The 21,459-nt window shown below is 55.5% G+C and carries 21 protein-coding genes; 12 read left to right on the top strand and 9 right to left on the bottom strand.

The genetic code is table 11. The annotated features are described in order from the left end of the window. The first annotated feature begins 20 nt into the window (after positions 1-20). The 9 genes from ACR02O_RS13010 (at position 21) to ACR02O_RS13050 (ending at position 7,101) form a co-directional block, all read left to right on the top strand. A complete protein-coding gene (locus ACR02O_RS13010) occupies positions 21-977 on the top strand; it encodes a hypothetical protein (protein ID WP_171695576.1) in 957 nt (318 codons plus the stop codon). A gap of 19 nt (positions 978-996) precedes the next feature. Next, positions 997-1,344, top strand: a complete 348-nt coding sequence (locus tag ACR02O_RS13015; RefSeq protein ID WP_171695575.1) for a hypothetical protein — start codon at positions 997-999, stop codon at positions 1,342-1,344. Positions 1,345-2,250: 906 nt separating this feature from the next. Further along, positions 2,251-2,682, top strand: a complete 432-nt coding sequence (locus ACR02O_RS13020) for a DUF6152 family protein (RefSeq protein ID WP_494521767.1) — start codon at positions 2,251-2,253, stop codon at positions 2,680-2,682. 47 nt (positions 2,683-2,729) lie between these two features. Then, positions 2,730-3,527 (top strand): hypothetical protein, encoded by a 798-nt coding sequence (locus ACR02O_RS13025; RefSeq protein ID WP_033156363.1) that lies wholly within the window; start codon positions 2,730-2,732, stop codon positions 3,525-3,527. Between the two features lie 24 nt (positions 3,528-3,551). Next, complete coding sequence (locus ACR02O_RS13030; RefSeq protein ID WP_051669902.1) at positions 3,552-4,592, top strand: hypothetical protein; 1,041 nt, start codon at positions 3,552-3,554, stop codon at positions 4,590-4,592. Positions 4,593-4,599: 7 nt separating this feature from the next. Beyond that, positions 4,600-5,097 (top strand): DUF6644 family protein, encoded by a 498-nt coding sequence (locus ACR02O_RS13035; protein ID WP_101052251.1) that lies wholly within the window; start codon positions 4,600-4,602, stop codon positions 5,095-5,097. Between the two features lie 4 nt (positions 5,098-5,101). Then, positions 5,102-5,578: a DUF6644 family protein gene (locus ACR02O_RS13040; protein ID WP_101052252.1), complete on the top strand. Its 477-nt coding sequence runs from the start codon at positions 5,102-5,104 to the stop codon at positions 5,576-5,578. Between the two features lie 77 nt (positions 5,579-5,655). Continuing rightward, positions 5,656-6,231, top strand: coding sequence for a cytochrome c (locus ACR02O_RS13045; protein ID WP_051669900.1), 576 nt, complete (start codon positions 5,656-5,658; stop codon positions 6,229-6,231). Positions 6,232-6,300: 69 nt separating this feature from the next. Then, positions 6,301-7,101, top strand: a complete 801-nt coding sequence (locus ACR02O_RS13050) for a phytanoyl-CoA dioxygenase family protein (RefSeq protein ID WP_494521768.1) — start codon at positions 6,301-6,303, stop codon at positions 7,099-7,101. Between the two features lie 117 nt (positions 7,102-7,218). Here ACR02O_RS13050 and ACR02O_RS13055 read toward each other — a convergent pair whose 3' ends face one another. From ACR02O_RS13055 to smbP, 5 genes are all read right to left on the bottom strand, one after another. Next, positions 7,219-8,478: an alpha/beta fold hydrolase gene (locus ACR02O_RS13055; RefSeq protein ID WP_458137387.1), complete on the bottom strand. Its 1,260-nt coding sequence runs from the start codon at positions 8,476-8,478 to the stop codon at positions 7,219-7,221. 79 nt (positions 8,479-8,557) lie between these two features. After that, entirely contained in the window at positions 8,558-9,175 is a 618-nt protein-coding gene (locus ACR02O_RS13060; RefSeq protein ID WP_494521769.1) for a redoxin domain-containing protein, read from the bottom strand. Between the two features lie 20 nt (positions 9,176-9,195). Further along, positions 9,196-11,307 carry a protein-disulfide reductase DsbD family protein gene (locus tag ACR02O_RS13065; RefSeq protein ID WP_494521770.1) on the bottom strand — a complete coding sequence of 704 codons (2,112 nt, stop codon included), beginning with the start codon at positions 11,305-11,307 and terminating at the stop codon, positions 9,196-9,198. Between the two features lie 122 nt (positions 11,308-11,429). Continuing rightward, positions 11,430-11,555 carry a hypothetical protein gene (locus tag ACR02O_RS13070; RefSeq protein ID WP_494521771.1) on the bottom strand — a complete coding sequence of 42 codons (126 nt, stop codon included), beginning with the start codon at positions 11,553-11,555 and terminating at the stop codon, positions 11,430-11,432. Between the two features lie 135 nt (positions 11,556-11,690). Continuing rightward, a complete protein-coding gene (smbP, locus tag ACR02O_RS13075; RefSeq protein WP_033156354.1) occupies positions 11,691-12,026 on the bottom strand; it encodes a small metal-binding protein SmbP in 336 nt (111 codons plus the stop codon). 486 nt (positions 12,027-12,512) lie between these two features. Here smbP and ACR02O_RS13080 point away from each other — a divergent pair, with 486 nt between their 5' ends. Genes ACR02O_RS13080 through ACR02O_RS13090 form a run of 3 tightly spaced genes read left to right on the top strand, consistent with a single transcriptional unit; the run spans position 12,513 to position 16,418 of the window. After that, positions 12,513-12,986 carry a (2Fe-2S)-binding protein gene (locus ACR02O_RS13080; RefSeq protein WP_494521772.1) on the top strand — a complete coding sequence of 158 codons (474 nt, stop codon included), beginning with the start codon at positions 12,513-12,515 and terminating at the stop codon, positions 12,984-12,986. Beyond that, positions 12,983-15,235 (top strand): xanthine dehydrogenase family protein molybdopterin-binding subunit, encoded by a 2,253-nt coding sequence (locus ACR02O_RS13085; protein ID WP_494521773.1) that lies wholly within the window; start codon positions 12,983-12,985, stop codon positions 15,233-15,235. The genes ACR02O_RS13080 and ACR02O_RS13085 overlap by 4 nt, the downstream gene beginning before the upstream one ends. Positions 15,236-15,278: 43 nt before the next feature. Next, positions 15,279-16,418, top strand: a complete 1,140-nt coding sequence (locus ACR02O_RS13090) for an XdhC family protein (RefSeq protein ID WP_494521774.1) — start codon at positions 15,279-15,281, stop codon at positions 16,416-16,418. A 48-nt stretch (positions 16,419-16,466) separates the two neighbouring features. Here the strand turns inward: ACR02O_RS13090 and ACR02O_RS13095 are convergent, their stop codons facing one another. From ACR02O_RS13095 to ACR02O_RS13110, 4 genes are read right to left on the bottom strand one after another with little or no spacing between them, the layout of a single operon-like run. Continuing rightward, positions 16,467-17,729 carry a condensation domain-containing protein gene (locus ACR02O_RS13095; RefSeq protein WP_494521775.1) on the bottom strand — a complete coding sequence of 421 codons (1,263 nt, stop codon included), beginning with the start codon at positions 17,727-17,729 and terminating at the stop codon, positions 16,467-16,469. Then, complete coding sequence (locus tag ACR02O_RS13100; protein WP_494521776.1) at positions 17,726-18,604, bottom strand: isochorismatase family protein; 879 nt, start codon at positions 18,602-18,604, stop codon at positions 17,726-17,728. The genes ACR02O_RS13095 and ACR02O_RS13100 overlap by 4 nt, the downstream gene beginning before the upstream one ends. Further along, on the bottom strand, positions 18,601-20,238 hold the full coding sequence (locus ACR02O_RS13105; protein WP_101053345.1) for a (2,3-dihydroxybenzoyl)adenylate synthase: 1,638 nt from the start codon (positions 20,236-20,238) through the stop codon (positions 18,601-18,603). The genes ACR02O_RS13100 and ACR02O_RS13105 overlap by 4 nt, the downstream gene beginning before the upstream one ends. Continuing rightward, complete coding sequence (locus ACR02O_RS13110; protein ID WP_205450304.1) at positions 20,235-21,458, bottom strand: isochorismate synthase; 1,224 nt, start codon at positions 21,456-21,458, stop codon at positions 20,235-20,237. The genes ACR02O_RS13105 and ACR02O_RS13110 overlap by 4 nt, the downstream gene beginning before the upstream one ends. Between the last annotated feature and the right edge of the window lies 1 nt (position 21,459).

Genomic DNA, 21,459 nt, shown 5'->3' on the forward strand with positions numbered 1-21,459 from the left:
TACTTTAAAAGGATAGGACTATGCGAAAACCAACTTTTTCAAAATCTGCGGTGTGGGCATTTTCCGCGATTATGTGCTTGGCGGCTTGTACCCCGCCCAACACCGCGCAACGCATTTCAGCATTTGCGACGGCTACTACCGATGTTTCCGAAAATGTCGCCGATGCGTTTAAACAGGTTAATCAGGCTTACATTGCAACCGCTACCGATGAGGCGGTTGGCATTATCAGCCAGGGCGGCAAAGTCGACCCAAAGGCAGTTTCAAAACCATTTCTGGACAATGACCAATACGAAGCTCGCGCGGCGGTTCTGCGTGTCCTTGCCGATTACGCCGGGTTGCTGGCGGAAATTATGGGCGACACGCCGCAACAAAATCTGGATGCCGAGGTGGATAAGTTTGCTGCCGCATTAAACAGTCTATCCAGTAGCTCCGACTTACAAAATCTGTTGGGGGTAAGTAGCCCCTTAACCAAAAACGATGTCGGTATATTGGCAACCGGCATCAATGAAATTGCCAGACTGTTTATCGACTACAAACGCACTAAAGAAACTAAAGTGATCATCCGTGACGCCGATGCCTCAATTGCCCGTATTACGACCTTATTGCAGAAAGATATTGGCGCCAAACGTGAGGTGAGTGGTTTACGTAGTCAATTATATGCAGCTTACGATAAGCGCCTAGCAGACCGTTTCATTTGGATTTCCCGTCAATCCAAGCCCGGTAAAACTACAACCAACGGCTTTTCTAGTGTTGAACAACGCGCTGAAGTGGTAGCTTGGTTAGACTTAGTCAAAGACCAGGAACAAGCCGATCACACCTTGGAACGTATTTATAAATCACTGGGCACCCTGCGTGCTGCCCACGGCAAATTGCTGACAGCCTACGATGATGACGCACCTGAATTGGATAGCTTGATTGGTTTGCTGAAAAGCGAAGCCGAGCGAGTGAGCGCCCGTTATAAGTCTTTGAAAAAATAACAACAGATAGGAGACACTGATGACCACCGATACTGAAAACGAACAACAAGCGTTATACACCGCAATTTTCAATCTACATGGTGCACTACGCGAAGCCTACTGGTCGACAGCAGATGAAGCTACAGGCGATAAAATCACCGCACTAGCCGACGCCTGTTATCACATTCTGACCGAACTGAATCAGGAGGACATAAAAAGTAGATCGGATGAATACCTAGAGTTGAAGCAGCTTGCTGAAAACACCATCGTGCGCTTGAAGCAAGTAAAAGAAAATATCGAGCAAATCGTTCATTCCGTGAAAATAGCCACCAAGGTAGCCAACGGCATAGAGGAAGCTCTAAAACTGGCGGCGAAGTTTTTTGTTTAGAAAAACTGCAAGATAGATAGGCATCAATATAAGTCTGCCAAACCTGTAAGGGGTTTGGCAGCTATCTGCAGCTAAGCAGACATAGAGTTTGTTTGTGGTTGAGTGGCGGGTTTGGGTCGATTGTGACAGTTCGCCACTCTCAAAGTCCGACATTTTTTTACCAGTAGAATCCTATCGGAATCGATGACCAGAATTGCATCTGAACTGGCTAGTCGATGTCGCCAGCTCAGTTGCGGACATGCCGCTCATTCAGATTCTAAGAACCCAGCACGCCAACTCGGAAACATCCTCGCCAGCCAAACCATTCGGATTGTCGGGCTAATCCATTCGCACGCCAATCCGGTAGTTTGCTGTCGAATTCATGCGGGCCGGCGTTGGCGGCACTGACCCGTCAAACAGGTACCTGAGTCGGACCGGTTGCCGAGTGTCCTGGCGGCACGCAAAATCGCCTCATGGTTACCGCCGAGTGGTGCGTCGACACATCTCAATCCCGTGGAGGTGCCGACGAAGCGTGCAGCGTACCGCCGAGCACTTTGTGGATGTCCCTCTAGCCCGGCGGGGTACAGCCAAAGCTTTCGGCGGTGCCGCTGGGTATATTTTCGGTGCGCATACGCGGTTTGGGCATATCGCCGGACAATTGCTCGAAGGATGTTGTTCCGCTGCTGCGTTAACAGCACGGCAGTTGTCCTCACCGATAAATCGTCCTCCTGTTTTTGATCGTCACTTGGTCGTTGTTCGCAAAGTAATTAACGCTAAAACAGTGGCTTAGCTAAATAAATACTCCTGATTATCGCGTTGTTATGGGTTATGGGCCTAGTTTTTGCTGAATGCAGGCAATGACGTGGAAAGTAAAGCAAACCATTTTCCACGCTTGATTTTTTAGCGATTTAGCGGAGGACATATCGAATGAACACGAAAGGCAAACTGGTAAGCGTGATATTTGTTGGCGGCCTACTTTCCCTGACCGCGCCGCCAGCCCATGCCCACCACGCCTTTTCCGCCGAATTCGACGCCGAACAACCCATCGAGTTAAAAGGTGTGGTCACCAAGCTGGAACTGGTCAATCCGCATAGCTGGCTGTATCTGGACGTCAAGCAAACCGACGGCAGCGCCAAGAATTGGGGATTCGAATTCGGCGCGCCGTTCAGCCTTAAACAAAAGGGCATAACCAAAGCCAGCCTGCCGGTCGGCAGCGAAGTCACCATCCAGGGTTATCGCGCGAAGAATGGCAAGGATTTTGGCTACGCGGTGACCACCGTGTTGTCTGATGGCCGTAGCGTTAAAACTGGCGGCGCTCAGGATGCTCCGGGGGCGCAAGCCAACGGCCAGGCGCAATAAACCGAATCGGATTTGTTTGAATATAAATATTACGGAATATACCCTCAATGCGTTCACCCAATAACGGTCCGTCATCGCTACAGATTGCGCTGATGCTGGCCAGCGGCTTGATTTTGCTGTTCCTGGCTACCGGCGACGCCGGTGCGGCCGGCCCTAAAATCCCCCGGCTTGCCAACGGCAAACCCGATTTTTCCGGCATCTGGCAAACTACCAGCGCCGCCGATTACGACCTGGAACCGCACAGCAACCGCAAGGACGCCCCGCCCGGCGCCGGCATCGTCGAAGGCCATTACCTGCCTTATTTACCCGCCGCACTGGAGCAAAAGAAGAAAAACTTCGCCGCTCGCGACACCCTGGACCCGGCGCTTAAAGGCTACACCTTGGGTGTACCGCGCGGCATTTATTACCCGGAGCCGTTTCAAATCTTCCAACGCAAACAAGACCTGACCTTGGTACACCAGTTCGGTCATTCGGTACGGACCATACATACCGACGAAACCGATCATCCGAAAGACCCTTACGATTGGTGGCTGGGCGACTCCCGCGCGCATTGGGAGGGCGATACGCTGGTGGTCGACGTCAAGCATTTCAACGACAAAACCTGGTTCGACCGGGCCGGCAATTATCACAGCGACGCGCTACATGTCGTCGAAAAATGGGCGTTTATCGACCCCAACACCGTCGAATATAAAGCCACCGTGGAAGACCCCAAGGTATTTAGCAAGCCCTGGAATCTATCGGTGATTTTGCACCGGCACCGGGAGAAGGATTTTCAGTTGATCGAGGACTACCGCTTTACGCTGGACTACGACGACGCTTATCCGCCCAAGCCGAATAAACCTTAAAGCCGGATACCAGACGAGGACGTTATGACACAAATTAACCCAGGTCGCTCGGCGCTATTTTCCGGGCTGGCCATCAGTATGATGCTTACCGCCGCGCCCAGCCTATACGCTGCGGACGACACAAAGAAACCGGACGCACCGGCTGCGAAATCGGCTCAGCCGGCCACCAAACCGCTGAAACTGGGCGGCCCCGGCATAGAACAGGAAAGAAGCTTTCCCAAGATCGTTTCCGGAAAATGGACCGGTCCGAAAACCGCCGACGGCCAACCGGACGTGCAAGGCCACTGGTCCAATACCATCGCCAACCATAACAACTTTACCGATCCGCAAGGCGGCATCCTAAACGACCCCAATCCCAACCGAGTAGCCAAAGGTCCACGCGAGGAACGCGCACCCAGCCGGGTCAGCGACCCCGCCGACGGCCAGGTGCCGTTTCAGCCTTGGGCGCTGGAGAAGGTCAAGGATTTTCAGGCGCATTTCCACGACCCGGTCAAACCGGAATACATCGAACCCTTGGCGCGTTGCGCACCAGGCGGCATTCCCAAATCCTTGTTTTGGCACGGTTACGAAATCAGCCAGTATCCGGGTTATGTGTTGTTTCAATTCAACTCGGGCACCCGCATCATTCACCTGGACGGCAAACCGCATTTGCCGGACAACATTAAACTGTGGAACGGCGACTCGCGCGGCCATTGGGAAGGCAACACGCTGGTGGTGGACGTCACCAATCAAAACGGCAAAGCCTTATTCGGCCGCTCCGGCGAGTTTATTAGCGAAAACGGCCATATCCAGGAGCGCTACATCTTTAGCAACGACGGCGACCGTTACACCTACGAAGCTGTGCTAACAGACCCGACCGTCTATACCCGGCCGTTTACCGTGACGGTGCCAGCCCGGAAATGGACCGCCAAAGATCAGCCTAACGGCTGGCACTTCGAGGTTGAGCCAGCCAATTACACCGGCAAGGTGGCCCTAAAAGAGCCTATCCTGGATCAATACGAACGTGTCTGCGCCGAGAACAATGGCGGCTTCGGACTGGTCGCCGCTGAAGAACCGAAAAAATAGGCTCATCATGTCATTAGTCGAATTTGCCCAACTGCTTAACGACTCCGAGTTCGGTACCGCGCTGCGCGAGTCGGTGTATATGTTTCCCTTGATCGAAGGCTTGCATTTGATCGGCCTGGCTTTGGCATTGGGATTACTGTTTTTTGTCGACCTGCGCCTGCTCGGCCTGTTTCTACCGCAGTTGCCGGTTGGGCAAGTTTTGCATCCGCTTCGGCCCTGGTTGTTGGGCGGATTTTTAATTATCTTCGCGACCGGGATTTTGCTGTTCGTGGCGACGGCGGCAAAAATCATCACGCTGCCGGTATTTTTTTACAAACTGGGTTTCATCGCCTTGGCCGGCATCAATGCCTTGTGGTTTGAGTTGAAATGGGGCCGCGAGGTCGGGCACTGGGGCAACGAGTCTACCTTACCAGCAGCGGTGCGTTTTGCCGGCTTCACGTCGCTGACTTTGTGGAGCCTGGTGGTCATCGCCGGGCGTTTGATCCCTTACTTGAGTTACCAATAACCTTATGTCTGTCCTCGAACTCTTCAAAGCTTTGCAATCCAGCGGGTTTGGCCGCTTCGTCGGCAGCCTGGATCATCTGTTCTGCGCCTTGTTGGAACTGGGCCATATCGCCGGCATGATTTTGTTGCTGGCGTCGGTGATATTAACCAGCCTGAATTTGCTGGGTTTGGGCCTAAGCAGCGTACCGTTGGCGCAAATCCAGCGCAGCACCGGCAAGTTGTTCTGGACCGGTTTGACGCTATTGGTGGTATCCGGCTTGCTGATCTTCATTCCGGCCGCCACCAGCTACTATCCCAACGATTTCTTTTGGGCCAAATTCATTCTGCTGGGCCTTGCCTTGCTGGTGTATTTCACGCTCTACCGGTGGGTTGCTAGGTCAGACTCACACCATACTTGGCTGGCAAAAGCCACCGGCGGCCTGGCATTGAGCCTGTGGCTGGGCGTGGCGTTCGCCGGGCGTTTTATCGGCTTTTTTGCTTAACGCCGACTCATCCATTTTCAGTTTAAGGACGCCCCGGCATAGAGCCGACGTCTTCTTTATTCGCAACGGGATTGCCCATGTTCAAACGATTTAATTCACGTTTAAAAATACTTGCCGGCAGCGTGGCATCTGCCAGTCTATTGATGGCCTGCAACCCTGCTACTACCGAACCTGCTGCGCCGCCCATTCCCTTCAAACCGGTCGCGACGTTGCAAGAGATCATGACCTCGATTATCGATCCGAATATCGATTTTATCTGGAACTCGGTATCCTCGGTCAGCACGGCCACCGGTACCGAAGAACGCCAGCCGCAAACCGACGAAGATTGGCGACTGCTAAGGCAACACGCCCTGGCCGTGACTGAAGCGGCGAATCTGTTGTTCATTGAAGACCGGCCCATCGCGGCTGCTAATGCCGTCACTTCTAGCGGCGGTGCGGAACTGACGCCGGCTGCGATCAAAACCTTGATCACCGAGCATCGTCTGGAATTTGTAAAACGCGCGCAAAACCTGCAAAACGCCGCACAAGGTTTACTGGTGGCGATAGACGCCAAAAACGTCGAGGAACTGGAAAAAGCCGGCGGCGAAGTCGAACAAGCCTGCGAGCAGTGTCATAGCCAATTTTGGTATCCGGGCGATGCCAGACCAAAATAGTAGGGGCGTTGGCACATAGCCGGCCTAAGCTGCATACTGTAGGCCTTTTGACCTGGGCTATTGCCGCGCATGACCCACAATTTACCCGATCTCGATACCTACCAAACTCAAGGCTATCTAATCGCCAGGCAGTTATTTTGCCTGGAAGCCATGGCGGAATTACAGTCCATGGTCGAACGGATACACTGGCAATGGGCGGCGGAAATTGGCGATTTAATCCGCGCCAATCGTCTGTTGAACATGCACAGCCTGACCGATAGCCGGTATTTCAAGGAACAGGCTGCGGAACGTCTGACTTTGTTTGCCTGGATCACCCAGCCAGCGGTTACTGGTTGGCTGACGGGGTTATTCGGTGACGAACTGTATTTTCATAATAGCCAATTGTTTTTCAATCCGTTGGACCGCGAGCAATTGCCTTACTGGCACCGGGACCTGCAATACAGCACGGTCACAGACGAGGCACAGCAAAGCGAGCAAGGCCAATTGTTGGCACTGCATCTGCGGGTGCCGCTGTTACCCGAGCGCGGCATGGCCTTAATACCCGGCAGCCATCGCCGCTGGGACAACCATCTGGAACGCGAGGTGCGCTTTGAATTGAATGGTCATGGAAAACACGAAGATTTGCCGGGAAGCGTGCTGATCGATTTGCAGCCGGGCGATGCGTTATTGTTCGATGCGCAAATGTTGCATCGCGGCCATTACCAAAGCAATTCGGCGCGACTGGCCTTTGATATTTGTGTCGGCAACTACCACCCGTTTACGGCAGCGTTTCTAAACAAAGCCGTCTTGCCTGATCAGGCAGAGATGGCGCAATTGGCAAATCACGACTGGTATCGACGGGCTTGGCAAATCGCCGAGGGCTTTGGTTGAAATAGATTCGGTCTGCTAGAGTCCACTTGGCTTCTTGCTTTCGAGTTCGTGGCGATATGCGTTGGGCAATACGTATATCCTTGACGAGATATTTTTGGCTGACTTCCTTTACGCCAGTCAGTTTCGCGCCAACGCCGGTCCATGGCTAACGGCAAGACTCAAAGCAGCTTCGATAAAACACCAGAAAGGCTTTTGCGCCATGAAACCATGATTCGGCAGCACATACTTATCGGTCTGCACCACCCATAACGGATCGGCCATCGGCAATTCTGCCATCGGACGCAGTTGTAAGCCGTCCGCGACTCGCCAAACTCCGGCATCGGTCATAATCCCCGTCGGTCTGTCCAGGGTTAAGGCAGTGGGCGATGCGTTAATGCCGCTAGCGGCATTGACTGTACAGGCTTGATTTGTCGATGCGGTAGCTGTCGCCTCCAAACGATGGGTAATAAAACCGCGAAAATGCCCGACGGCGGTGGCGGCCAAATCCCATTGCGAAGCGCCCGGTATGTTCACCTGCGCAACCGGGTCCAATAGCGACTCGAACCAGGCCGGCACGGCCCGGCTATAGGTAAACATGTTTTTGGTGATGGTATCTGCTTCCGAACTGGCAACCACTACCAGCGGGTTGGCATGCTCAAGGCGATTCGTTGCCGCAATTCGCCGAACTGCCGCGCGCAGATCGGCAAAGCGGCGGGCTTCTACTGCCGGATTGACCAGCAACACCAGATCGCCGAAGCGGGCTTGATCGCCGCGTCCCTGGTGCAAACGTTGCAACCAGACCGGTTGCAAGGCGTTTAACATCACCGACGCGCCCAGACTGTGGCCTATTGTGAGCAAACGGTTATCCGGATCGGCATCGTGTTTGACGATGGCCTCGACATTTAATAAAAAATCTGGAAATTGCTTTTGGCCCAGGCGTTCGCTGACCGACCGCCGACTCCAAAAGGTCAAGGCGCACAACCAGGGCGTTTCCACGGTTTCGCCGCGCCAGCCGAGGTACACGCCAATCACCCGATAGTGCGGATTGCGCAGCTTGATGTCGCGCAAACTTTCCTTGAAACGGCGGACATTGTTATCGCTGTCCTTGGCGTTATGGTGCCAACCGTGGGTATACAGCACCACATATTGCGGCTGTTGACTGGCTTGTAAGCTATTCAGCAATGCGTCGGCTTGGCGTTGATCGTAGAAACGGCCGTCGTCGTCGAATTCCACGAAACCCAAGGTGTAACCATCTTGCGGGTTGACGACTAAATTGGCGGCGCTGCAATCCGCACCGGCATTGGCTAGACAAGGTTTTACACTGATATTGGTACGGAAATAGTCTTGGGGAGCGCAAGCTGATAGCAGTATCAGCATGGCGAACAGTAATCTGCTCATAAGGCGATGACTAGGACAGAGACACAAGGTTTTGCGTCACTGTCCCACTCATCAAAGGTAATTTCAGCTACTGCAGGCATTAACCGGCATATTTGACGGTGCAGCCGTAAGGTTTGGTCACGGCTTTGCTGATGGGTTTACCTGCCGCCAGTTCTTTTAGTGCTGAAGAAATATAATTTTCAGCGGTCGCGATGTCGGCTTGGTCTGCCGAGGCAATGCTGTCTATGCCGCCCTTATACAGCAGAACCCCTTTGAGATCGATGATGAACAATTGTGGGGTATTAGTGGCGCCGTACAATTTGCCGACGGCACCATCCGCATCGAACAAGGTGTTGGCGGGTGTGGCGTTGCGCTCTTGATTGAGTTTTTTTGCGGTTGCCGCGTCGACAAAGCCTTGGTTGCCGGGCGCGGAAGAAATGACTTGCAACCAGACGATGTTTTGGTTTTGGGCCTGTTTTTGTAAATTGGGAATATTGCCGGATTGGTAATGTTTTTGCACAAACGGGCAGTCGGCATTGGTCCATTCCAGAATCACGGTTTTGCCGCGCAGCGCCGCCAAACTCAAGGTGCCGCCTTCTGCGGCCGCCGCCGAAAATGCCGGTGCCGGCTGGCCGACCACCGGCTCTGCTTTGGCAAGGGCCGGCATTAACAGATTTAAGCTAAGGGTCATCAATCCGAACAAACGCTGAGAAATCATAAATACTCCATTGCTGATGGTTAAAGACGAGCGCCTTGAATGGCGCCGATAACGAGATCAGGGGTCAGAATTTGCGGTAATACCGTCGCCTCCTGCGCTCCCGGTCCGAAATACAAATACAAGGGCACGCCGCTGCGACCAAATTGGCTCAATACCTTGGCGATACCCGCATCACGGTTGGTCCAGTCGCCTTTCAGGTAAGTCACCTCGGCGTTGAGAAACGCGCCGCGAACCGCTTCGCTACTCAAGGCAATACGTTCATTGACTAAACAGGTGATGCACCAGTCGGCGGTGAAATTGACGAATACCGGTTTGCCTGCACTGCGTAATTGGGCCAGTTTTTCAGCGCTGTAGGCTTGCCAGTGTTGATTGTTGCTGTCCGTTGCATAGCTTGCTTGCGACAAGGTTTGGATGCCTAGTTCGCCCGCCAGCAAGGCCAGCAGTAAAGTTACGCCGGCGCTGGTGTGGATGACGCGGCGCTTTATTTGGGTGGCGTTTCGGCTAATTTGCAATAACCAGACAGCGAGGGCAACCAACACACAGCCGCCCAGAGCACCGGCAACGGCTTCCGGGCCGGCTTGACGGGCAAGCACCCAAATCAGCCAAGCGGCGGTAGCGTACATCGGAAAGGCTAGCCCTTGTTTCAGGGTTTCCATCCATGCCCCGGGTTTGGGTAGCCAGCGCTGGAGTATCGGCCATTGACAAAGCAGCCAGTAGGGTAGGGCCAATCCGGTACCTAAACTCAGGAACACGGCGATCATCGCCGCCGGTGCTTGGGTGATGGCAAAGCCAATGGCTGCGCCCATGAAGGGCGCGGTGCAGGGGGTGGCCACGACTGCGGCCAACACGCCAGTGAAAAAGCTGCCGGCATAACCATCCCGAGTGGCCAGCTTATGGCCCAAGCCGGTGATGCCGGAGCCGATATTGAATACTCCCGATAAGCTCAAGCCCACTGCAAATATCAAGTAGGCCAGTATCGTCACGAACCACGGTGACTGAAATTGGAATCCCCAGCCGATGCCGGCGCCACCGGCCTTCAGCGCGACCAACACAGCGGCCAATGCGGTGAAACTAATCAATATCCCGGCCAGGTAAGCCCAACCGTGTTTGCGAGTTTTACCGGGATCGTGAGCGGCTTGTTCTATCAATGCCAAGGCTTTTAACGACAATACCGGAAATACGCAGGGCATGAGATTCAATATCAAACCACCGGCCAAGGCCAGTAACAGGGCGGTTGGCAAGGTTTGCTCGGCCAACGCGCTGGCCGGCTCGGCCTGGATGGGATTTGCCGTGCCAGGCCACACCGCGCTGATCTGATAAGCGCGCAAAGCGTCGCCGCTAGCGACAGTCAGCACGCCGGTCAGTGTTTGTTCGGGGGATAATGGCTGGTCGCCGGATGGCAAGCGGATGTCCAGGCCATCGTCGGCTAAGCTTGTTATTTGCTCGCCAGCATGGGAAATCGGTCCCCATTGGTCGGGGTAGAAGGCCAGCGCGTGCTGGTCTGGCGCAGGTAGTTTTTCGCCAGTCAGGTGTAACCGGAGCGTGCCGGCCGGACCCTCAAGCAAGCTGGCTTGCCAGGGTAATACCGCAGGCAATGAATTTTGGGCGGCTGTGATCAAAGGATGGGTTGGGCCGACCGCTACTTCCTTGGCGACCACCGGCAACTGGATTGCTAATTCCACCTCCTGGGGAATGCAGGCCTCCTCGCAAACTAACCATTTCACCTTCGCTGAGATGGGCCATTCTGTACCAGGTTTCGCGTCTTCGGCTACCCGCAGCGGAGAGAGTAGGGTGACCGCATCGTGATAGCCGTAATTGACGACCGGCCCCAGCACAATTTTGCTGGGCGCAGGCCATTGGATCTCGCCCACCGACCAGCCGGCTGGCAGTTGGTATTGAATTTTGGTTGGCAGGCCGGAGTCGCCAGGGTTTTTCCAATAAGTGTGCCAGTGCGGAATAATCTGCTGGTGCACGCCAATCAAGATCTCATCGCCAGGATGCACGGCAGTATGCGAAGCAATCAGGCTGGCTCTTACCTGACCCGTGGCCGCTTCCGGTCCGGGGCTGGCTTGTGTGCATGGCATCCCTAAAACCAGAATGATGCCGAGGATGACGCGATAAATATTAAGCACGCTTGCTTCCTATCTTGGTTCAAATACAGGCATGTTAAAGTTCGCTGGCAACTTGGCTATGCATAGCCGGAGCCTGGGTATTGCTAACACCAGAAAGTCGCTGATTGCTGTCATTACCAGCCTTATACATTATTGGTCGCAAAAGGATGTTTGGCGTTTTTCTTCGCGGCAATCACTTCATGAGCACTTGGAAGTCCGTCGACAGCTTTATTGCCTTCGCCAACCCGCAAATTGGTAATTTTTGCCATTTTAAGTAGTCATTTTTACAAACAAATGTAAGTAATATTTTTGAAATATTGAATATCTATAATCGGCTATTTCGGTATTTATCCGCAATAGCCGATTAGTTGCGTTTTGTCTGTTATATATTGCGTTACGGTAGTTTAAACATTACCTGCCTTGAAGTGGCCTACGGCTTCTTCAGCATGTTTGGTGGCGACTTCGGCATGGTTTTGTTTGCCATGCGCAATGGTTTCTTCCAGTGATTTTTTACCTGCGCTGATGTGTGCTTTGGCTTCTCCGGTGGCGGCGCTTTCCGCTTTATCGACGTGAGCCAGGGCTTTTTCCGCATGCTCCACCAATTGATCCGCATGGCCGGCTTTGCCGTGGGTTACCGCATGCTCGGCATGTTTTAACGATTCGGCAGCATGTTCTTCGGCAAATACGCCGCTGCTGGCAATTAATAAGGCGCTGGTAATCAACGCTACAGTCGTTTTCATAATATCCCCCTGAGAAATGGTTAGTTAATTTACTATTTAAAACCTAATAATACTTAATGGTTTATTGAGGGTTTTAAGTCTGAATAAACTTAGATATTTAGCGGTTTTAACAATACTAGATAGTCCAATATCTGTTGTATCGCCTAATTACTCACTCAATTTATATGCCAGTTTTCAACTTGTTGTTTGCAAAGAAAAAATGCTGATTTATAGGTGGTTTATGTGTTTGCCTGTCAGCAAAAGTTGCTGACTTGGTGTTGATATATCAGCTATTTTCTGACTGGTGAGGGGGTTAGCCTGATTGCGATAAGTGGCTTGTGTTTTTCGCAAGACTCGAATTTGCTAATAAATGGCTTGGGATTCAAGTGTTTACATGGCCTTTGTGTGTAAGGTGTATACCAATCCTATATAGGTGCGAATTTTGCTTAACTATGGGGTGCTACGAGTGCGCTCCAGATAATTACAACCATCAATTAATCGATACTTATGAGCAAATACACAGTCAACGTCAACGGTACGCAAAACACCGTGGATGTTAATCCCGACACGCCCTTGTTGTGGGTGCTGCGCGATCATCTCAATCTAGTCGGTACCAAATTTGGTTGCGGGATAGGCCAGTGTGGCGCCTGTACCGTGCATATCGACGGCCAGCCGACTCGGGCTTGTCTGACTCCGATTTCAAAAATCGGCCAAAGCCGGGTCACCACCATAGAAGGTTTGCATCCGACTGGCGAACACCCCTTGCAAAAAGTCTGGCAAGAGCTGGATGTGCCGCAATGCGGGTATTGCCAGGCCGGGCAGATCATGACCGCCGCCGCGCTGCTGAAAAAAAATCCCCGCCCGACCGACGCCGAGATCGATGCCGAATTGGCCGGTAATCTGTGCCGGTGCGGGACTTATTTAAGGATACGCGCGGGCATACACCGCGCTGCTGAACTGGCTGTCAAGGAGTCGATATGAACGAATATGAATTGGAAAATGCCAGCCGCCGCGACTTTTTGCGCAAGTCCACGCTGGCCGGCGGCGGTTTGGTGCTGGGTTTTTATCTGAATGTGGCCGATAGTGCAGCCAAGCGGGTTGCCAAGCCGGCCACTATTTCTGAAAGCAGCGTGTTTAAACCCAACGCCTTTATTCATATTGCCCCCACCGGCAAGGTGACCTTGATCAGCAAGCAGCCGGAGATCGGCCAGGGCATCAAGACCTCGCTGCCGATGGTGATCGCCGAGGAGTTGGAAGTGAACTGGCTGGATGTACAGATTGTGCAGGGCGACCTGGACCCGATTTACGGTAGCCAAAGCGCCGGCGGTTCGCGCTCCACGCCGACCAATTACCAGGAGTTTCATAGACTGGGCGCCACGGCCAGAACCATGCTGATTCTGGCGGCTGCGGAAATATTGCGGGTGCCCGCCGCCGAACTGCTTGCCAAAGATAGCGCCGTGCATCATCCGGCCAGCGGTAAACAGCTTAGCTATGGTCAGCTGGTGGAAAAAGCGGTGTCGATCCCTGTGCCCGCGCCGGAATCGGTGAAACTGAAAGACCCCAAGGACTATAAATTACTGGGTACGCGGATCGGCGGCGTAGACAACCCTAGCGTCGTCACCGGCAAGCCTTTGTTTGGCATCGACGTGCAATTGCCGGGAATGTTATATGCGACGTATCAAAAATGTCCGGCCTTCGGCGGCAAGGTAGTCAGCGCCAATCTGGATAAAATCAAGACGCTGCCCGGCGTAAAACATGCGTTTATCGTTGAGGGCGGCACCAGCTTGAAAGGCTTATTGCCGGGGGTGGCGATAGTCGCCGATTCCACCTGGGCGGCGTTCACGGCCCGCAAGCGACTGGAAGTGGTGTGGGACGAAGGCCCTGCCGCCGCGCAAAGCTGGGCCGGCTTTAGCGCCAAGGCCAAGGAACTGTCCGAACAAGCCGGCAGCGAAGTGCTGCGTAACGACGGCAACGCCAAGCAAGCATTGGAAGACGCGGACAAAACCGTGGAAGCGGCCTACAGCTATCCGTTTATTTCGCACGCTAGCATCGAGCCGCAAAATTGCACGGCCTGGTTCAAGGACGGCGGCATCGAGATTTGGGCGCCGACGCAAAACCCGGAAGCCGGGCAAAAGATCGTCACGGAAACCTTGGGCATTCCTAAAGAGAAAATCACGCTGCATATCACCCGCAGCGGCGGCGGCTTCGGCCGGCGTTTGATTCCCGATTACATCATTGAATCGGCGGCAATCGCCAAGCAAATCGGTGTGCCGGTCAAACTAACCTGGACCCGCGAAGACGATTTGCAACACGATCAATTCCGTGCCGGCGGCTTTCACTTTTTAAAAGGCGGCCTGGACGACAAAGGCAAGCTGATCGCCTGGCATAACCATTTCGTCACCTTTGCGCATAAAGTGCTCAAGGACGGCAAGGAAACCCTGGAATTGGGCAGCGGCGCCAACCTGTCCGGCGACGAATTTCCCGGTCGGTGGGTGGAAAACTGCTTGCTGGAGCAAACCCCGCTGGAGTGCAATATTCCCATGGGGCCATGGCGGGCGCCGCGCAGCAACGTGCTGGCCTGGGTGTTTCATAGCTTTATCGACGAACTGGCGCATGCCGCCGGCCGCGATCCCTTGCAGTTTCGTTTGGAGATCTTGGGCGATAAGGGCTTTCTTCCCGGTACCGGCCAGCAAGGCATCCCGTACGATGTGAATCGGATGAAGCATGTATTGCAACACGTCGCGGAAAAAGCCGACTGGGGCAGAAAAACTTTCCCGCGCGGCCAAGGGCAGGGCATTGCTTTTCATTTCAGCCATCTGGGTTACATCGCTCAGGTCGCGGAAGTCACGGTATCCAAAGACGGCAAGCTTAAGGTCGATAGAGTAGTGGTGGCTACCGACATCGGCGCGCAGATCGTCAATCTCAGCGGCGCGGAAAATCAGGTGCAAGGCTCGGTCATCGATGGACTGGGCGCATTGATGTTCCAGGAATTGAATATCGAAAAAGGTCGGATCGTACAAAGCAATTTTGGCGATTATCCGATGATCCGCATCGCCGATGCGCCTACCCGGGTGGATGTGCATTTTCTGAAAACCGATTATCCGGTCACCGGTCTGGGTGAGCCGGCGCTGCCGCCGTTGGCGCCGGCGGTGTGTAACGCGATCTTCGCCGCCACCGGCGTGCGGGTCCGGCAATTGCCGCTGTTGCGTACCGATTTGAGCTGGAGTTGATATGGCTAGTACAATCGCCCAGACACCTGCAAGCGAGTAAATCATGGCCAATAACATCAACCACCTGCTAGAAGCTTACCGGCAATTGCAACGCGACCAGCAGGACAGCGTGCTGGCGACCATTATCGAAACCTTTGGCTCGACGTACCAAAAAGCCGGCGCACGCATGCTGATCACCACGACCGGAGAATTGATCGGTTTGCTGGGCGGTGGATGCTTTGAGCGGGACTTGGTGGAGCAGGCCGCTTCGGTGTTCGCAACCGGCCATGCCAAAACCCTGTTTTACGATATGCGTTCCGGAGAAGATGCGATTTGGGGTTTGGGCTTGGGTTGCAATGGCGCTGTTCGGGTTTTCTTGCAGTTATTAGAAGCCGAGCAAGATTTCAGTCCGTTGAAGCAGCTGGTCGAAGCCGCCGAAGCGCAAGCGCATGGGGTCTTGGTCACGGTGTTTGAGTCCGCGCATGCGGATTTTCCGGCCGGGCGCAGCCAGTTTTTGTCGGCCGCCATTGTCGGGGAACAGCCGATATTATCCAGCGCGCCGTTCCCCTTCGCCACAGCGGCGCTGCAAACGGCCTTGCAACAAAAACCGCGCATCGAAACTCATCCGCTTGACGGCCTGGACATCAAAGCCTTTTACGACCCGGTGCAACCGCCTTGGCAGTTGCTGATATTCGGCGCTGGTGCCGACGCGATACCGCTGGTGAATTGCGCCAAATCCCTGGGGTGGCACGTGACCTTGGTCGATCACCGGCCCGCTCACATTAAGCCAGAGCGTTTTCCTTTAGCCGATCAGTTATTGCATCTGACTCCGGAACAGGTGGTGGCGCAGTTGGATTTAAATCGCTTCAATGCCATCATGCTGATGACCCACAATGTCGAATACGATCAGCGCTTTCTGCAAGCCATCGTCCATTGCCGGGTGCCATTTATCGGTTTGCTGGGTCCGGCGCATCGCAAACAGCGGCTGTTGCACAGCTTGGGCGACGATGCCGCGTTGATAGCCGAACGGGTATTCGGCCCTGTAGGACTGGATATAGGCGCGCAAACCCCGGAAGAGATTGCCTTGTCTATCGTGGCGGGCATTCAGGCCCAGCTTAACGGCCGTAGCGGCTTGCAATTAGGCTATGACGTAGTCGCTATCAAGCATGAATGCAGCCATAGCCAAGCCCAGTCAATTCGGTGAGGCCGGAGTATATGGTTAAATTTGGGTTATGCGAGCGGGGCCTGACGACTAAGACGACTCCAACGCTTGCGCCAGATAATCGGTTATGCCGAGCCAATGTTTGCGCAACGTTGGCTCGTCGTAATTTTCCTCGCGCCCATCCAGATCAAGGACAATAGCATCGCCTCGGGCCATGAACACCGCAGCCAGATCTTCCACCGGCCCTGCCGCCAAGGTATGAGTGAGGGCTCGGCAGGGTCCGAAACGAGACGGTGGCTCGAATGGCATGACATTGATCTCGGTGCCAAGCAGGCCGCGCGGATAACCGGCATCTTCCAGATCGAATTCCAAATGCTCGAAACGGTAACGTTGATGCGGTCTATGTCGGGCTAAATCCCGGCGCAGGAGGCGAGCCGCCTTGGCTAGATCCAGTTCTTCGACCTGCCGGAGTGGCAAGGGCATGACGTTCATGGCGCTGCACGGAGTGCGGGCAACCGCCCCCGACGCGCGCAGCATCGTAGTCAGGCCCAGTACCGTGTCGCGACCGTAACCGTATCGCGCCAAATAGCCGGCAAAAGCGGCAATCAATAACTCCGGCCAACTCAATTCCAGCTCCCGCGCACGGCGCTTAAGGCTCAGGCACACCGCATCCGGCAAGGCCCCGCTGAATCGCCGGCCGCGGCCGATTCCGGGCGTGGGATGGGGTGACAGGGATTTGGGTTGCAAGCCGGCTAGTTCGGCGAGCCAATATCGGCGGTCGTCCTCACGATCAAACGAATTCTGATAGGCCTGATCGACTTCCAAAATGGCGTCCAGGGTGCCAAAAGCTGCCGCTGCCAAAGGCTTGCCGGATAGCCGCGCCTCGTAGTAAACGGCAACTCGCCGTGCAATTAGCTGGAAGCCGTAGCCGTCCAGCAGTAGGTGGTGCGCGCGATGTAGCCAGACGTGGCGCTCAGCCCCCCGGCGATAGAGCTTATGCTCATAAAGATAGCCAGCGGCGGGATTGAAGGCTTGTTGTAGTTGCCCGAACAATTCGGCCATGAATGCCGTCTGGCTAAGCTGTTCGGCGGGCGCTACCGCCAAAGTCGGCGGGCTATGCTCCACGCGCTGCTGCCGATAGGCCCCGTCCATCTCGACGATGCGGACCTGTAGCGCGTCAGCTTCGCGCAACGTAGCCTGTAGGGCTTGTGTAAACAATTCGTAATCGAGGGGGCCGTCTAGTTCGGTGTATTCGGCGGCGTAAAAGACGCTGGCTTCGCCGGCGAGTTGTTGGCCAAGCAGGACACCTGTCTGTGCTTGGGTTAAGGGCAGGCCGGGTTGATCGCGTATCATGGTCTTTCTGCCTTCGCGGCAGCGGCTTCCTGCCACAAAGCGTGCCAGGCTCTCAGTGTCGGCAACGGCGCCAACTCTGCGAACTCGGCAGCGAATCCGCGTTGGCGCCAACGCTGCATCAATGTCATCAGCGCCAGCGAATCCAAGCCCATCAGCAATAGATCGTCGTCATCGCCCAATAGAGCCGGGTTGATTGCCATCGCTTCCGCAATTTCGCGACGTAATGCGTCCAGGCTGGGACTAAGCGATTCCAAAGCGACCATTGCATCGCGGCTGCTGAGAACGCATGCGCAACGCCCGGCGGCATAGCGCAAGGCTTGTTCGTGCTCTTCGCGTGAAAAATCGGCCAGCGCATCGCCAACCAAAAAGGCTTGGATATCCAGCATGAAGGCTTCCGCAGCCGTCATCAGACAGCCAATATGGGCATAGACGCCGCAAATCACCAGCTGATCGCGCCCCAGCGCGCGCAGGTGCGTCTCCAGGTCGCTGCGCTTGAAAGCGCTGTAGCGCGCTTTCGGGAACACCGTGTCTTCCGGGTTGGGTGCAACAGCATCGACAATACGTTCCAGCGCCGGATCGTTCGCTAAGCCGGGCCCCCAAAAATCGTTGAGCAGCCCGCGCTCGGTCGGCGCCTGTCCGCCGCGTTGCGCCGTGTACATAACCGGCATGCCGGCAGAGCGGCAGGCGGCGATCAGGTCGGTGCAATTGCGCAGCAGCGCCGGGATCGGCGGCTGGGATGGTTCGAAAAAATTCAGAAAATACTGTTGCATGTCGTGCACGAGTAATACGGCACGGCTTGGGTCCAAGCGCCAGTTCGCTTTTCCGGTGGGTAGTTGTTCTGGAAGGTCGTATGGCGGGATGCGGGGTATGCTCATGTCGGTGTTCGTGTCAGGTTAAGCGCCAGCGCCCGCAGCTGCGGTTTCGCAATTTTGCCTGGCGCGGTAAGCGGTAAGCGGTCAATGAATTCGATTCGGTCGGGAATTTTATGTGCGGCCAGTCCGCAGTGATCGCGTAAGTGCAATTTCAGCCCTAGAGCGATTCGCGCCGGCGCTTCCTCCGAGTCCGGCTCGGCCAATTCGACGAAGGCGTAACTGCGTTCGCCCAGGCGTGCGTCCGGTATAGCCACCAGCGCCGCGTTGCGTACGCGCGGATGGCTGAGCAAATGCTGCTCCACTTCTGCGGCGGCAATCTTTTCGCCCGCACGGTTGATTTGATCTTTGCTCCGGCCCATCACCTGTAAACTGCCATCGGCGCGGCGCCTGACCAAATCGCCGGTACGATAAAAACCGTCCACGGTAAATGCCTTGCGGTTATGCTCGTCGGCGCGCCAATAGCCTCGAATGGTATAGGGACCGCGGGTCAGCAGATGGCCGGTCTCGCCGTCGGCCAGCACTCGGTCCTCGTCGTCGACTATGCGGATCTCGTCGCCGGGCGACATAGGCCGGCCCTGGGTTTCCAGAATGACATCGGGATCGTCGTCCAGCCGAGTGTAAGTGACCAAACCCTCGGCCATGCCAAATACCTGCTGCAGTGCGCAACCGAACACCGGTTTAATGCGGGCGGCGACTTCCGCTGCCAGACTGGCGCCGCCCACCTGGACCAGGCGCAGACTGCCAAGCGGAGGACGCAGACTTGTAGCGCGCTCCAGCCACGCCAAAAGCAGCGACGGCACCAATGCTACATGGCTGACCGCTTCGGCGGCGATCAGCATAAAAGCTGCGTCCGGCTCTGGTCGAGTCAACAACACGATGCGGCCACCGGAATATAAGGTGCCCAGCGTGCCGGGCGAACTTAACGGAAAGTTGTGTGCGACTGGCAAGGCCGCCAGATACACGGTAGCGGCGTCGAAACCGCAAATATCCACACTGGTCCTGACACTGTAAAGATAATCGTCGTGCGTGCGCGGAATCAGCTTGGGCGTTCCGGTACTGCCGCCGGAAAGTTGTAACAGCGCTACCGCTGCTGGGTCCTGGTCCGGCAGCGCCAACGGCTTCACATAAAGGCTTTGCAAAGGTACGAATTCCTCCGCCGCGCCGGCCACGATCACGTGGCGCAAACACGGTGCCAATGCCAGTGTTTCCCGCGCTAGCAAGCGGTAATCGTATCCGTCGTGGCGATCCGGTATCACGTAGGCGGCGGCTTCGGCCAGCTGGCAGAACGCGGCGATTTCGGCGCGACGATGCCCAGGCAGCGCCAGCACCGGGATCAGACCGAGGCGAAAACAGCCAAAACACACCGCAAAAAACTCGGCGATGTTGGGTAATTGCACCACTACACGTTCGCCGGTGCGCAAACCCAATTGCGCAAACCCGGTCGCCAACTGATCGGCCCGTTCGTCGAGCTCGCGGTACGACCAGCGCCGCGCGCCGCAGACCAATGCGATACGTTCACCGTAGCGCTGCGCCGATTCGCGTAACAAAGCGCCCAAGGTTTGGTTTTGCCACCAACCCTGTTCGCGATAGGACCTGACCAACTCGTCCGGCCACGGCGTGAAATCGGATGCCGTCATACGCCATCCCCCTGCAGTGCGTCCAGCAAGGTGCGAAATTTGGCCGAGGTTTCGGCCACTTCCCGCCAAGGTTCGGAATCCGCGACGATGCCGGCGCCGGCGAATAGCTTGGCGCGATTGGCTTCGATTTCCGCGCAACGTATCGTCACTGCCCATTCACCGTCGCCGTTGGCGTCGCACCAGCCCACCAGGCCGGTGAACAGGCCGCGATCAAAGTCTTCCAATTGCTCAATGGCTTGGCGAGCCAGATCGCGTGGTTCGCCGCATACGGCCGGTGTCGGGTGCAAGGCTATGGCCAAGTCAAAGGAGCTGGGGGCATAGTGGCTTAATTGTCCGCAGATCCGAGTGGAAAGATGCCAGACGCGGGGCGTCGCAATCAACTCCGGAACCGGCGGCACCTCTAGGGTGCGGCAATAGGGCCGCAAGGTGTCCGCTACGGCAGCCACCACTAGCGCGTGTTCGTGGCGGTCCTTGGCAGAGTGCAACAAGCGGCGGGATCGCGCCAGATCCTCGCCAGGGTCGATGCTGCGCGGTTCGGTACCGGCAATTGGATTGGCCAATACCTGTGTGCCTTTGCGCCGCAACAATAGTTCAGGACTGGCACCTATCAAGCGGCGGACACCTCCCGATACAGTGGGCAAATCGACGGCAAAGGTGTAACCGGCTGCATTGCGCGCCGCCAGATTGCGTAACACGCCGGCCTGATCGACATCGCTCTCGCCCACCACTTCCAGCATTCGGGACAGCACGACTTTTTTTAAGGCTGATTGCCGTATCAAGTCCAACGCTTGTTGCACCTGTTGGGCATAGACCGCCGGTGTTGGCCGCTCTTGAGTTACAGAACTGCGTATGGTCGCTTTCGTCCTGGCTATTGCGTGGCGCGTGAGGCGGCCCGCCGTTGCCATTTGCTGGGGAATAAACAATACCGGATCGGCTTCGGGAGCAAACGGCAGCGCGCCCACCGCAATAGCCGGCGTATCGTCTTTTTGCCTGACATCGGCGAACAAACGTTGCAGAGCGGCGGCTGTCGGCTCTCCGGGATGGCGGGTTAACCTAGCCCGGATGCCGCTACCAAGCAGGGTACGCTCGGGAGAGCCCAAGAAAAAACTGGAGCCGGCGCCATAGCGATGCAGCAGCTCAATTGCCGTGGGCTGTTGGTCGCCCATTCGCTCGGTCGTGGCGGCGTTTACGGAAAACAACTGACTTGTGTCGGTATACATA

It is taken from the genome of Methylomonas sp. PHL2-19 (assembly GCF_059331595.1).